The sequence below is a fragment of the Salipiger abyssi genome (assembly GCF_017311415.1).
Lineage (GTDB): Bacteria > Pseudomonadota > Alphaproteobacteria > Rhodobacterales > Rhodobacteraceae > Salipiger > Salipiger abyssi_A.
Genome location: NZ_JAEKIS010000006.1, coordinates 129,685 through 142,505, shown reverse-complemented (window position 1 = coordinate 142,505; position 12,821 = coordinate 129,685). Strand labels below are relative to the sequence as shown.

The following is a 12,821-nucleotide window of genomic DNA, read 5'->3' as shown; positions in this document are numbered from 1 at the left end:
AGGGAAACATGGCCGAAACCCGCGCAAGGATCGCCGAGCTGGACCCGGTCTGGGCCCGCATCACCCGCGAGGCCGAAGAGGCCGTCGCCGCCGAGCCGCTGCTGGGCGGGATGGTGCATGTCTCGGTGCTGCACCACGCCAGCATAGAGGGGGCGTTGGCCTTCCGCATCTCGATGAAGCTCGCCAATGGCGAGATGTCGGAACAGATCCTGCGCGAGATCTGCGACAAGGCCTATGCCTCGGACCCGTGGCTGGCGCGTGCCGCGCGGGCCGATATCCGCGCCACCCATGACCGCGACCCGGCCTGCCACCGGTTTCTCCAGCCGCTGCTCTATTTCAAGGGCTTTCAGGCGGTGCAGAGCCAGCGCGTGGCGCATTGGCTGTGGAACGAGGGGCGCAAGGATCTCGCCTCCTTCTTCCAGATGCGCGCCTCGGAGCTCTTCGGCGTCGATATCCATCCGGCGGCGAAGATCGGGCAGGGCATCATGATCGACCACGCCCATTCCATCGTCATCGGCGAGACGGCGGTGGTGGGCAACGATGTCTCTATCCTGCATTCGGTGACGCTGGGCGGCACCGGCAAGGAGGACGAGGACCGTCACCCCAAGATCGGCGACGGCGTGCTGATCGGTGCCGGGGCCAAGGTGCTGGGCAATATTCGCATCGGCAGCGGCTCGCGCATCGCGGCGGGCTCGGTGGTGCTGGAAGAGGTACCGCCCTGCAAGACCGTTGCGGGCGTGCCGGCAAAGATCGTCGGCGATGCCGGCTGCGATCAGCCGTCGCGCAACATGGATCAGAAGCTCACCGGCTGCAACTGCTCGGGCTGAGCGGTCCGGGCGGCCAAAACGCTTCGAAGCGTTTTGCAAGATCCTTCGAAGGATCTTGCGCGCGGCTCGGAGCTCAGCAGCCTGCGGCGAGCGCCCGGCGCCGGGGCCTCGCCTCGAGCCAGGCCAGCCCCAGCACGACGATCCCCGCCGCCGCCAGCGCGGCGCCGACATGGCCGGTGACCTGCCAGCCATAGCCCGCCGCCAGCGCCATCCCCGCGAGCCACGGCCCCAGCGCGTTGGCGGCGTTGAAGGCGGCGTGGTTCAGCGCGGCGGCGAGGGTCTGGCCCTCGCCCGCGACATCCATCAGCCGCATCTGAAGCGGGATCACCAGCCCGGCGGTCATTCCCAGCGCCATCACCACGAGCGCCATCGCCACCCAATGGCCCATCACCGCGGCATAGAGCAGCGACATGGCGACCATGCCCAGCAGCAGCACCAGCGCGCCGCCGAGCCGCGACCAGCTCGCCAGCCGTCCGGCGATGTAATTGCCCGCCGTGCCGCCGATGCCGAAGCCCGAGAGCGCCAGCGGGATCGCCCATTCCGGCGCCTTGGCCGCTGCGATCATTGCCGCCGAGAAATAGGAATAGACCGCGAAGACCGCGCCGAAGCCCACCGCGCCCACCAGCAGCGTCAGCCAGACCGCGCGGTTGGCCAGCGCCGAGAGCTCGCGCAGAGGGTTGGCCGCCGGTGCTTCCTGCGGCTGCGGCGCCACCCGGGCGATCATCGCCGCCGAGCCCGCCGCGATCACCGAGACGATGACGAAGCACCAGCGCCAGCCGAAGGCCTGGCCGATCGCGCCCGCCGCCGGCACGCCGATCACATTTGCGATGGTCAGCCCCATCAGCACCTGCGCCACGCCCGCCGCCTTGCGCCCCTCGGGTGACATCTCGGCGGCAAACAGCATGCCGATGCCGAGGAAGGCGCCATGCGGCAGCCCCGCCAGCACCCGCGCCACCACCAGCGTGTCGATCCCCGGCGCCATGGCAGAGAGCGCGTTGGCGAGCAGGAAGAACGCCATGAGCAGTACCAGCAGCAGTTTGCGCGGCAGCAGGCTGCCCAGCACTGCCAGCACCGGCGCCCCCACGACCACCCCGATGGCATAGGCGCTGACCGCGTGGCCGGCGCGCGGCTCACTCACGCCGAGATCGGCGGCGTAATAGGGCAAGAGCCCCATCGCGGCGAATTCGGTGACGCCGATGGCGAAGGCACCGAGCGCGAGGGACAGGATCGTCAGGCGGGCCTGGCGGTCGGTATAGACCATGGAACGTCTCCGGCATGTCGGGGTCTGCGCGCGGTTCGGGCATGCCGACCCTGCCGCGATGCAGCATGACCTACGCTAACGGCGCGGCGGGGCGCCGGCAAGCCTTCGCCGTGCATGGGAGACATGAGCGCCAAACATACATTCGCCACGCCGGAAAAGGAAACGCCCGCCGGTGGGCGGCGGGCGTTTCGAGCGATGCGACCTGGCAGACAGGTCAGGCCAGCATCACCATCGGGTTCTCCAGGTTCTCGACGATGGCCTGAAGCAGTTCCGCCCCAAGCGCGCCGTCGACGACCCGGTGATCCACGGAGAGCGTCACCGACATCACCGTCGCCACGGTCAGCTCGCCATCGGCGCCGACCACAGGCTTCTTGACGCCCGCGCCCACGGCGAGGATGGCGCCATGCGGCGGGTTGATGACCGCGTCGAAATTGTCGATGCCGTACATGCCGAGGTTGGAGATCGCGAAGCTGCCGCCGACATATTCATGCGGCGCGAGCTTCTTGTTGCGGGCGCGGCCCGCGAGATCCTTCATCTCGGCGGAGAGTGCCGAGAGCGATTTCATCTCGGCATCCTTCAGCACCGGGGTGAAGAGCCCGCCCTCGATCGCCACGGCGACCGCGACGTCGGAGGGGGTGAGCTTGAGGATCCGGTCGCCGGCCCAGACCGCATTGGCGTCGGGCACCGATTGCAGGGCAAGCGCAGAGGCCTTGATGACGAAATCGTTGACCGAGAGCTTCACGCCGCGGCCTTCGAGCTGCTTGTTGAGCTGGCTGCGGAATTTCAGCAGCGCGTCGAGCTTGATGTCGCGGCGCAGGTAGAAATGCGGGATGGTCTGCTTGGCCTCGGTGAGGCGGCTTGCCACCGTCTTGCGCATGCCGTCGAGCTTGACCTCTTCGTAATTGCGGCCCTCGTACATCTTCTTGACCTGCTCGGCGCCGGGGCTGGCGGGCATGGCAACCGCATCGGCCTTGGCGGCGGGCGCCTCGGCAGCCGCGGGCGCAGCTTTCTCGGCGGGTGCGGCCTTGGCGCCCTCGACATCCGCCTTGACGATGCGGCCATGCGGGCCGGAGCCCTTGATCTGCGTCAGGTCCAGCCCCTTGTCGGCGGCGATGCGGCGCGCCAGCGGGGTGGCAAAGATGCGGCTGCCATCGGCGGCTTCGGGCGCCGCCGGGGCAGGGGTGGCGGGCGTCGCCGCCGCGGCCGCCTGCTGCGGCCCCGGCTCGGGTTTCTCGTCCGCGGCGGGGGCCGGGGCGGGTTTTTCCTCTGCCGGCGCAGGGGCGGAGGACGTTTCGATATCGTCGGCGCTCTCGCCCTCTTCCAGCAACACGGCGATGGGGGTGTTAACCTTCACCCCCTCGGAGCCCTCTTCGATGAGGATCTTGCCGATGGTGCCTTCGTCCACCGCCTCGAACTCCATCGTGGCCTTGTCGGTTTCGATCTCGGCGAGAATGTCGCCGGAATTCACGGTGTCGCCTTCCTTGACCAGCCATTTGGCCAGCGTGCCTTCCTCCATGGTCGGCGACAGGGCGGGCATCAGGATTTCGGTGGGCATGTCTTCAGCTCTCCTCGGCGAGGGTCACGAGATCGTAGGGCGGGCGCGGCGTGCGGGCCGCTGCCCGCGCGATCACCGCCTTCTCGATCCTGCCGCGATGTGCGGCGATCCATTCATAGGCTTCCTGGTGGCTCGGGCGCTCGCCCGGGCGCAGCGTTTCCATGAGGCATTCGGGCACCAGCGCGGTGCGGGCGAGGCCCTCGGCATCCACCCGGACCCGATAGGCCTCGCGCGCCACGTCGCGCCCGATCACCTCGACCGGGCTCACCGGTAGGTCACCTGCTTGACCGCCTCGAGCACCTCGGCGGTGGTCACCAGCGCGTGTTTCTCGAGATTGGCGGCATAGGGCATGGGAACGTCCTTGCCGGTGCAGTTGATCACCGGCGCATCGAGATAATCGAAGGCGTTCTGCATGATATAGGCGCCCAGATGGTTGCCGATGGCGCCCACCGGGAAACCTTCCTCTACGGTGACGCAGCGGTTGGTCTTCTTCACCGACTCGATGACCGTGCCGTAATCGAGCGGGCGCAGGGTGCGCAGGTCGATCACCTCGGCTTCGACACCGTCTTCGGCAAGCTTTTCAGCCGCTTCCAGCGCGTATTGCATGCCGATGCCAAAGCTGACGATGGTGACGTCCTTGCCCTCGCGCCAGATCTTCGCCTTGCCGAAGGGGACGGTGAAATCGTCCATGTCCGGCACGTCGAAGCTGCGCCCGTAGAGGATCTCGTTTTCCAGGAAGATCACCGGGTTCGGGTCGCGGATGGCGGATTTCAGCAGGCCCTTGGCGTCGGCTGCGGAATAGGGCATCGCCACTTTCAGACCGGGGATCATCGCGTACCAGGCGGCGTAATCCTGGCTGTGCTGCGCGCCGACGCGGGCGGCGGCGCCGTTCGGGCCGCGGAACACGATGGGACAGCCCATCTGGCCGCCGGACATATAAAGCGTCTTGGCCGCCGAGTTGATGATCTGGTCCATCGCCTGCATGGCGAAGTTGAAGGTCATGAACTCGACAATCGGTTTCAGCCCACCAAAGGCCGCGCCCACGCCGATACCGGCAAAGCCGTGCTCGGTGATCGGCGTGTCGATCACGCGCTTGGCGCCGAACTCGTCGAGCAGCCCCTGGGTGACCTTGTAGGCGCCCTGATACTCGGCGACTTCCTCGCCCATGACGAGCACATTGGCATCGCCGCGCATCTCTTCGGCCATGGCGTCGCGCAGAGCTTCGCGCACGGTCTGGGTCTTCATCGCGGTGCCCTCGGGCCAGTCGGGCGAGGCCGCGGGCACCTTGCTTTCGGGTTCGGCGGCCTTGGCCGGAGCGGGGGCCTCTTCGGCGGCGGGCGCCTCGGTCGCCGGGGCAGGGGCCTCGGCATCCTCGACGCTTTCGCCTTCCTCGACCAGCACTGCGATGGGGGTGTTCACCTTGACCCCTTCGGTGCCTTCCTCGATCAGCAGCTTGCCGACGATGCCCTCGTCGACCGCCTCGAATTCCATCGTTGCCTTGTCGGTCTCGATCTCGGCGAGGATGTCGCCCGAGGTGACGGTGTCACCCTCTTTCACGAGCCATTTTGCCAGCGTGCCCTCTTCCATCGTGGGCGAGAGCGCGGGCATGAGAATCTGTGTTGCCATTGTCGGGTATCCTCCTGCCTCAGGCGTCGATCGCGTCGCCCTGCGGCACTTCGCTGGCGTAGATATCGGTCCAGAGCTCGTCGAGCGCCGGCTCCGGGCTCTCCTTGGCGAACTCGGCGGACGCGTTCACGATGTCCTTGATTTCCTTGTCGATCGCCTTGAGGTCGTCCTCGGTGGCATGTTTGCCCTGCAACAGCAGGTCGCGCACATGCTGGATCGCGTCGCGCTCTTCGCGCATCTTCTGGACCTCTTCGCGGGTGCGGTATTTCGCCGGGTCCGACATCGAGTGACCGCGATAGCGATAGGTCTTGATCTCGAGGATATACGGACCCTTGCCCTCGCGGCAATGCGCCACGGCCTTTTCGCCGGCGGCCTTGACCGCCAGCACGTCCATGCCGTCGACCAGCTCGCCGGGGATGCCGAAGGGCGCGCCACGGGTGTAGATGTCCTCGGTCGAGGTCGAGCGCTTCTGCGAGGTGCCCATGGCGTACTGGTTGTTCTCGATCACGAAGACCACCGGCAGCTTCCAGATCGAGGCCATGTTGAAGGTCTCGTAGACCTGGCCCTGGTTGGCCGCGCCGTCGCCGAAATAGGTGAAGGTGACGCGCTTGTTGTCGAGATACTGGTCGGCAAAGGCGAGCCCCGCGCCCAGCGGCACCTGCGCGCCGACGATGCCGTGGCCGCCGTAGAAATGCTTCTCGCGGCTGAACATGTGCATCGAGCCGCCCTTGCCCTTGGAATAGCCGCCCTCGCGGCCGGTGAGCTCGGCCATCACCCCGTTGGGGTCCATGCCGCAGGCCAGCATGTGGCCGTGGTCGCGATAGGAGGTGACGCGCTTGTCGCCCTCCTCGGCGGCGGCTTCGAGCCCGACCACCACGGCTTCCTGACCGATGTAAAGGTGACAGAACCCACCGATGAGTCCCATGCCGTAAAGCTGGCCTGCCTTCTCTTCGAAGCGCCGGATCAGCAGCATGTCGCGGTAATATTGCCGCAGCTCATCGGGCGAGACGTTCGGCTTGGCAGCGGGTTTCCGGGCGGCCATGGCGATTCCTCCCCAACTAGTTTAGTGTTAAACTTTCTCGTACACTATCCAGAGCTAGCGCGAGTGTCAAAGGGCTCAAGCCACGGGTGCCGAAAAAACCGCGCGGGCGGGCGCATGCAGTTTTTCTTGCGCGGTCCCGAGGGCGCGGTAATATCCCGTATATGAGAAAGATTCCCGGAGATGTCTCGTGCCCGACACCCTGACCGACCGCCTGTCGCAGCGCCTCGCCCGGCTGCGCGCCGAGCGCGGGCTGACGCTCGATCAGCTCGCCGAGCAGAGCGGGGTGAGCCGCGCCGCCCTGTCGCGGTTGGAAAAGGGGGAGGTCAGCCCCACCGCCGAGGTGCTGGGCAAGCTCTGCGCCGCCTATGGCATGACCATGTCGCGGCTGCTGGCCATGGTGGAGGAGGGCTTCACGCCACTCCTGCGCCGCGACGATCAGGCGGTCTGGCGCGACGGCGGCTTCACCCGGCGCGTGGCCTCGCCGGGCGGGGCGGCGCTGGCGGCAGAGGTGCTGGACTGCCGGCTCGAACCGGCCAGCCGCATCGCCTATGACGCGGCTCCGGTGCCGGGGCTGGAACACCATTTGCTGCTGGTCTCGGGCCGCCTTCAGGTAACGCTGGAGGGCGAGACATACAACCTGCGCCCCGGCGACACGCTGCGCTACCGGCTGACCGGCGCCTCGGTCTTCGAGACGCCGAAGGAGAAGGGCGCCAAATACGTGCTCGTGCTGGTGACGCCATGAGCGTTGTGATCCGTGAGCTTTCCGCCACCGAGGCCGAGCCGCAGATCCCGGCGCTCGGCACGCTGCTGCGCCATTGCGTCGAGGACGGCGCCAGCGTCGGCTTCGTCATGCCCTTTCCGCAGCAGGAGGCGGAGGCGTTCTGGGCGGGCTCTGTGCTGCCGGCACTACGCGGCGGCCATCGCATCCTCTGGGCCGCATTCGCGGGCGAGGCGCTTGTCGGCACGGTGCAGCTCGATCTTGCCGCGATGCCCAACCAGCGCCACCGCGCCGAGGTCTCCAAGATGCTGGTCGCTCCGTCTCATCGCCGTCGCGGCATCGCCCGCGCGCTGATGCAGGCGCTGCTCGCCCGCGCCGCAGAGGAGGGCCGCAGTCTCATCACGCTCGACACCCGCAGCGGCGATGCCGCCCAGCCGCTCTATGCCGCCTGCGGCTTCGCGGTCGCCGGCGAAATCCCCGGCTACGCGCTTGCCCCCGACGGCAGCCCCCATAGCGATCCCACGACCATTATGTACCGGGTGTCGTAGCTGCCTGCGTCTTCTTCTCTTTCCAAATACGCCAGAACCACGAAACCCCGAGGGCGGGATACCGGCAGCAGGGCGTCACCTGTGCCAGAGGCCCGAGCCCGCCCCGGCGGGCGAGACGACCCTGTGCGGCGCCTTCGCCGCGCCGCTTTGATCGTGCTTGCACCGCCGCTCTCGGCGAATATGGTGGTCACCCCTAAGTGTCTCTAAAGGTAAGAAATGAAGTCTCTTTTCAGCAAGATCGCCGCGCTCTCTCTGGCCGGTGCGCTGGCTCTCGGTGCGCAGGCCGCAACCGCCGATACCCCCACGGTGCTGGTCGACAACAGGTTCGAGGTCACCGGGGTCACGTTCGGGCAGGCCTACGGGACGGTATTGATGGTCTATTCGGTGCGCGAACTGGGCGGGCAGACCGTCCTGTGCGGCGTGACCATGCATGAAAAGCCGCAAACGCTGCGCTTTCGTCGGAAGGTTCTGCGCAAGGGCTGGCTGAAGGCTGGTGGCAAGAAGATCCTTCGGGATCTGTCCTTCTTCGAGGAAGCCGGCGTTTTTAAGGAGGGCGACCCCCTCGACGGCGCGGCTGCTGGCTGCGCGCCGCTTCCGGCGTCGGCACGCGCGCCTTACGAGCTTGGTTTCGACCGGATCTCGATTCGTCCCTGATGGCTCCACTACGCCGGTTTTGCCTCTCGCACCGCCGGCGCATTGCCTTTATAAGCCCGCCGCAGCAGCAGAGGAGTCGCCCGCTATGACCGGAGAGCTTTCGCCGATCGACAAGGCCAAGTTCGTGGCCGCCAAACGCGCCGCCGAATTCGTCGAAAGCGGCATGCGCGTCGGGCTCGGCACCGGCTCTACCGCCGCCTGGCTGGTGCGCTGCCTCGGCGAGAAGGTGCGCGAGGAGGGGCTGCGCTTTCAGGGCGTGCCGACCTCCACCCGCACTGCCGAGCTTGCCCGCGAGGTCGGTATCGAGGTGATCTCGCTCGACGAGGCGCGCTGGCTCGACCTCACCATCGACGGTGCCGACGAGTTCGACGGCGAGCTCAATCTCATCAAGGGCGGCGGTGGCGCCCTGCTTCAGGAAAAGATCGTGGCGACCGCTTCCGACCAGATGGTGGTGATCGCGGACGCCGCGAAAGAGGTGGAAACGCTGGGCGCCTTCCCGCTGCCGGTGGAGGTCATTCCCTTCGGCTGGACCGCCAGCCAGGCGCTGCTCGAAGAGGCGCTGGTTTCGATGGATGTGATGGGGCGCAAGACCACACTGCGCATGAACGGCGACCGCGCCTTTATCACCGATGAGGGCAATTACATCCTCGATCTGCATCTCACGCGTATCGGCAATGCCCGCCAGCTGGCACTGGTGCTGAATCAGATCCCCGGCGTGGTCGAGAACGGTCTCTTTATCGACATCTGCGATCAGGTGGTGATTGGTTATGGCGACGGTCGGGTGGAAACCCGTGACATCAACGCCGGCACCGTTTCCGAAGATCGTGTGGATTTCATCGAAAGCGACAACCTGTTTCAGGATATCTGACTGGCGGGCGCAATTGCGCCCGGTTCGCTTGTGACCAAATTGCGACAGCCCTGAAATTATTCGCGCTGAGCGACGTCGCGCCCGTCATGCATGTTAGGCTCCCTCAGTTTTTAGAGCCTGCGGCAAGATCATGGATCAATCTCCCGAGAGCTTGCAGCGCATGCGCAAAAGTAATGTGCGTATCGTTGTAACCTATTTCGTCGTATTCGTTTACAGCCTCAGCGCGGTCGGATTTTCGACCCTTCTTTTTATCCGTGGCGAATACGAGCTGGCGCTCGGCATCTTCAACGGGCTCGCGACGCTTTCCGCCGGGATTGCCGGTTTCTGGTTCGGCAGCCGGGGCGAGGGCTTTCCTCACGATGCGCCGGGCGCCGCGGGCGAGGCACAGCAGGACAATCTGATCGGTGGCGAAGAGCAGAAGCGCCGCAGAGCGGTGAACGATGACGGGGACGACCCGGATTGCCCACCCATTTCCAATGTATGATTTCCGTTTCGGGGGAGGAGGACGAAACATGATCAAAGCCATTTCCAGACCCGTCCGGCTTGCGGTGCTGTGCACTGTATTTGGCGCGGCCGCCTGTACGGTATTGGAGTCCAATCGGGCGGGAGCGCCGTTTTTGGATATGAACGGCAAACCCAAGGTGACACAGATCGTTGCCAGCTATTCGCTGCCGCGCAAGTATCTCGGATTTGAAATTCTGGGTTCAGGCAGCACAATGAACAGCTCGTCGGTTCTGGCCGTTCAGCAGAAGGCCAATAGCGCGATTCTGATGCCCGACCCCAATCCCGGATTCCGCTATGAGGTGAATTACGTCCCGTCGCGCTTTTCCAACGATACGGTCGATATCAATGTCGCCAATCAGTTGCTCGGCCAGATCACCGTCAATACCGACGATCAGAGCGGCCAGGCGCTGATCGATCTCGCCCAGGCGCTGGGGCATATCGGCCGGCTGCGCGGCACCGGCATTCTTGGCACGCCGGGAGCCAGCGGACGCGCGGAAACCGCCACCACAGTGGTCAGCACGCTGCGGCTCGATCCCACCGACCCGCAGAGCGTGGCGCGGGCGCAGCGGCTGCTGGGCAGGCGCATGGATCTTTCCGTATCGCCGGCGCCGCGCGCGGTCGGCGTCATTCACGCCTGCAACCACACCTTCTGCTACCGCCCGCTGACCACGGCGACGATCAGCTTTCGCGACCGGACCAGCGGCAATGTGACGGAATTCGTGGTGCAGGTGCCCGATCCGCATCAGATCTCGGGCGTCGATATCGAGCGCTCCAGCTTCGTGAAGCGCGACACGATCATCACCTTCTCCGATGGCCAGCCGCAATCGATCAATGTAAAGAAACCCTCGGAGCTGGCCGCTGCGGCGCTTCTGCCGCTGGCGGTGGTCACCGCCGTGTTCACCGGGGTGAACGATGCGACCAAGGCGCTGCTGGGGCTGCGCAAGAACGAGCTGACCGCCTCGACCGAGCTGCTCAAGGCGCAGACCGCCTTTCTGACCGCGCTGGCCGAATACCGAAGCACCTATGACAGCGCGCAGGCCGAGGCGGAAGGTGTCAGCGCGGATCCGGATCTGTCGGGCTTCACCACCGTGGGCGGCCGGACCGGTGCCGACGGCACGGATGAGGAGGACGACAGCCCGGGTTTGGGTGCGCGGGAGGAGGGCTGAGCGTCATGGCCCTGACGATCACCAGCGACAACCTGGCGCGCTATGCGCGGCTGCACATGCGGCCGATGCCGGGCGCGCCCTTCGCGCAGACGCTGGTCCAGGCCTCCGACCCCAAAATGGAGCTTCCGACTGCGAAGAGGTTCACCGAGATCGTCGATCTTCTGCGCCCCCGGATGCCGGGGGGCGACGAGTACAGTCAAGACGGGCGCTTCGATTGCGACGATTACGCGTTTATCTTCAAGGGGCTGGTCTGCGACTGGTATCGCGCAGAGCGTCGCCGCGATCTGCCGCTTGCGCTCGGGCTGGGCTGGGGGCGGTTCGCGGCCTTCGGGCAGAACCTCTATCATGCATTGAATTGGGTGATCCTGGCCGATGACGAAAAGCTCTACTGGGTCGAGCCGCAGGATCTGCGGGACAAGCCGCTGGACGACGCCATGCGGCGCTATTCCAAGAGCGGCGACCGGGTCAATCTGCTCATGGTTTGAGCGCGCCGCAGACCCGGATCGGCTGGCCATCCTTTTTTCGATGTGAAATACCTCGCTCGATGATTGCGAGGTAAGAGCTATGAGCGATTTCGACTACGATCTCTTCGTCATCGGCGGCGGCTCCGGCGGCGTGCGCGCGGCGCGGGTCGCGGCGGGCGAGGCCGATGCCAAGGTGGGGCTGGCCGAGGAAGACCGCTATGGCGGCACCTGTGTGATCCGCGGCTGCGTGCCCAAGAAGCTGATGGTCTTTGCCAGTGAATATGGCGAGGTGGTGCAGGACGCGCGCAATTACGGCTGGGATCTCAAGGAAGGCGCCTTCGACTGGAAGGGCTTCAAGGACAGTCTCAATACCGAGCTCGACCGGCTGGAAGGCGTCTATCGCTCGCTGCTGAAAAACTCCGGCGTCGACAGTTTCGATGCCCGCGCCACGGTCAAGGATCCGCACACGGTGGAGCTTTCGACCGGCGAGACCTTCACCGCAAAGCATATCCTCTTGGCCACCGGCGGGCGCCCGGTGCGGCCCGATCTGCCGAATGCCGATCTGGGGATCGTCAGCGACGATATCTTCCACCTGCCGGAGCTGCCGAAAAGCATTCTGATCGTCGGCGGCGGCTATATCGCCTGCGAATTCGCCTGTATTCTCAACGGGCTGGGCGTCGAGGTGACGCAGATCTATCGCGGCGCACAGATCCTGCGCGGTTTCGACGAGGAGGCGCGCGGCCTGATCGCCGATAGCATGAAGGATCGCGGCATCGATCTGCATCTGGGCACCGATATCGTCGAGATGCGCTGCGCAACCGAAGAGGATCTTGAAGGGCATCCGGACGGGCGCATTCCCATGGGCACCCCGATGCACGAGGATCCCGCGATGCACCCAGAGGGCGGCGAGCGCGGCGGGCCGATCTGGGTCAAGGCCACCAATGGCCGTGCTCGGGTCTTCGACGCGGTGTTCTTTGCCACCGGGCGGGCGCCCAACACCGTGGATATGGGGCTGGAAGAGATCGGCGTGAAGCTCGGCCGCAAGGGCGAGGTCGAGGTCGACAAGTACAGCCAGACCACGGTGCCGTCGATCTATGCCATCGGCGACGTGACCGACCGGGTGAACCTCACCCCCGTGGCGATCCGCGAGGGCATGGCCTTTGTCGAGACCGTCTTCAAGGGCAACCCGACGCCGGTCGATCACGAGCTGATCCCCTCCGCCGTCTTCACCCAGCCGGAATTCGGCACGGTGGGGCTCAGCGAGGAAGAGGCGCGCGAACAGGAACCGGTGGAGATCTACTCCACCTCCTTCCGCCCGATGCAGACGGCCTTTGCCGGACGCTCGGACCGTGTGATGATGAAGCTCGTGGTGTCGAAGGAGACGCGCAAGGTGCTGGGCTGTCATATCGTCGCGCCGGGGGCGGGCGAGATGATCCAGCTTGCCGGCATCGCGGTGAAGATGGGCGCCACGAAGGAAGATTTCGACCGCACGGTCGCGGTGCATCCGACCATGTCGGAAGAGATCGTGACCATGCGCAAACCGGTTCGGAGCGCTTGAATCCCTGCGCAAAATGCACAGGTAAAAGCG

The 12,821-nt window shown here is 65.8% G+C and carries 14 protein-coding genes; 9 read left to right on the top strand and 5 right to left on the bottom strand.

What is annotated here, in order from left to right:
- The first annotated feature begins 8 nt into the window (after positions 1–8).
- Complete coding sequence (gene cysE / locus I6N89_RS10360; protein ID WP_207018381.1) at positions 9–827, top strand: serine O-acetyltransferase; 819 nt, start codon at positions 9–11, stop codon at positions 825–827.
- 73 nt (positions 828–900) lie between these two features.
- Here the strand turns inward: cysE and I6N89_RS10355 are convergent, their stop codons facing one another.
- From I6N89_RS10355 to pdhA, 5 genes are all read right to left on the bottom strand, one after another.
- Entirely contained in the window at positions 901–2,088 is a 1,188-nt protein-coding gene (locus I6N89_RS10355; RefSeq protein ID WP_207018380.1) for an MFS transporter, read from the bottom strand.
- 214 nt (positions 2,089–2,302) lie between these two features.
- Positions 2,303–3,643, bottom strand: coding sequence for a pyruvate dehydrogenase complex dihydrolipoamide acetyltransferase (locus I6N89_RS10350; RefSeq protein WP_207018379.1), 1,341 nt, complete (start codon positions 3,641–3,643; stop codon positions 2,303–2,305).
- A 4-nt stretch (positions 3,644–3,647) separates the two neighbouring features.
- Positions 3,648–3,911 carry a hypothetical protein gene (locus I6N89_RS10345; RefSeq protein WP_076705440.1) on the bottom strand — a complete coding sequence of 88 codons (264 nt, stop codon included), beginning with the start codon at positions 3,909–3,911 and terminating at the stop codon, positions 3,648–3,650.
- Positions 3,908–5,269: a pyruvate dehydrogenase complex E1 component subunit beta gene (locus tag I6N89_RS10340; RefSeq protein WP_207018378.1), complete on the bottom strand. Its 1,362-nt coding sequence runs from the start codon at positions 5,267–5,269 to the stop codon at positions 3,908–3,910. Before I6N89_RS10340 ends, I6N89_RS10345 begins: the two co-directional genes overlap by 4 nt.
- Positions 5,270–5,288: 19 nt before the next feature.
- Positions 5,289–6,311, bottom strand: a complete 1,023-nt coding sequence (gene pdhA, locus I6N89_RS10335; RefSeq protein WP_076705437.1) for a pyruvate dehydrogenase (acetyl-transferring) E1 component subunit alpha — start codon at positions 6,309–6,311, stop codon at positions 5,289–5,291.
- A gap of 187 nt (positions 6,312–6,498) precedes the next feature.
- Between pdhA and I6N89_RS10330 the strand changes: the two genes are divergently transcribed.
- The 8 genes from I6N89_RS10330 to I6N89_RS10295 all read left to right on the top strand — a co-directional run bounded on the left by I6N89_RS10330 (position 6,499) and on the right by I6N89_RS10295 (position 12,791).
- A complete protein-coding gene (locus tag I6N89_RS10330; protein WP_207018377.1) occupies positions 6,499–7,053 on the top strand; it encodes a helix-turn-helix domain-containing protein in 555 nt (184 codons plus the stop codon).
- A complete protein-coding gene (locus I6N89_RS10325; RefSeq protein WP_207018376.1) occupies positions 7,050–7,577 on the top strand; it encodes a GNAT family N-acetyltransferase in 528 nt (175 codons plus the stop codon). The genes I6N89_RS10330 and I6N89_RS10325 overlap by 4 nt, the downstream gene beginning before the upstream one ends.
- Before the next feature lie 216 nt (positions 7,578–7,793).
- A complete protein-coding gene (locus I6N89_RS10320) occupies positions 7,794–8,231 on the top strand; it encodes a hypothetical protein (protein ID WP_207018375.1) in 438 nt (145 codons plus the stop codon).
- A gap of 85 nt (positions 8,232–8,316) precedes the next feature.
- Positions 8,317–9,099 carry a ribose-5-phosphate isomerase RpiA gene (gene rpiA, locus I6N89_RS10315; protein WP_207018374.1) on the top strand — a complete coding sequence of 261 codons (783 nt, stop codon included), beginning with the start codon at positions 8,317–8,319 and terminating at the stop codon, positions 9,097–9,099.
- Between the two features lie 130 nt (positions 9,100–9,229).
- Positions 9,230–9,583: a hypothetical protein gene (locus I6N89_RS10310; RefSeq protein ID WP_207018373.1), complete on the top strand. Its 354-nt coding sequence runs from the start codon at positions 9,230–9,232 to the stop codon at positions 9,581–9,583.
- A gap of 139 nt (positions 9,584–9,722) precedes the next feature.
- Positions 9,723–10,769, top strand: coding sequence for a hypothetical protein (locus tag I6N89_RS10305; protein WP_207018372.1), 1,047 nt, complete (start codon positions 9,723–9,725; stop codon positions 10,767–10,769).
- Positions 10,770–10,774: 5 nt separating this feature from the next.
- A complete protein-coding gene (locus I6N89_RS10300; RefSeq protein WP_207018371.1) occupies positions 10,775–11,254 on the top strand; it encodes a lectin MOA-related protein in 480 nt (159 codons plus the stop codon).
- Between the two features lie 79 nt (positions 11,255–11,333).
- On the top strand, positions 11,334–12,791 hold the full coding sequence (locus I6N89_RS10295; RefSeq protein WP_207018370.1) for an FAD-dependent oxidoreductase: 1,458 nt from the start codon (positions 11,334–11,336) through the stop codon (positions 12,789–12,791).
- Positions 12,792–12,821 lie beyond the last annotated feature (30 nt).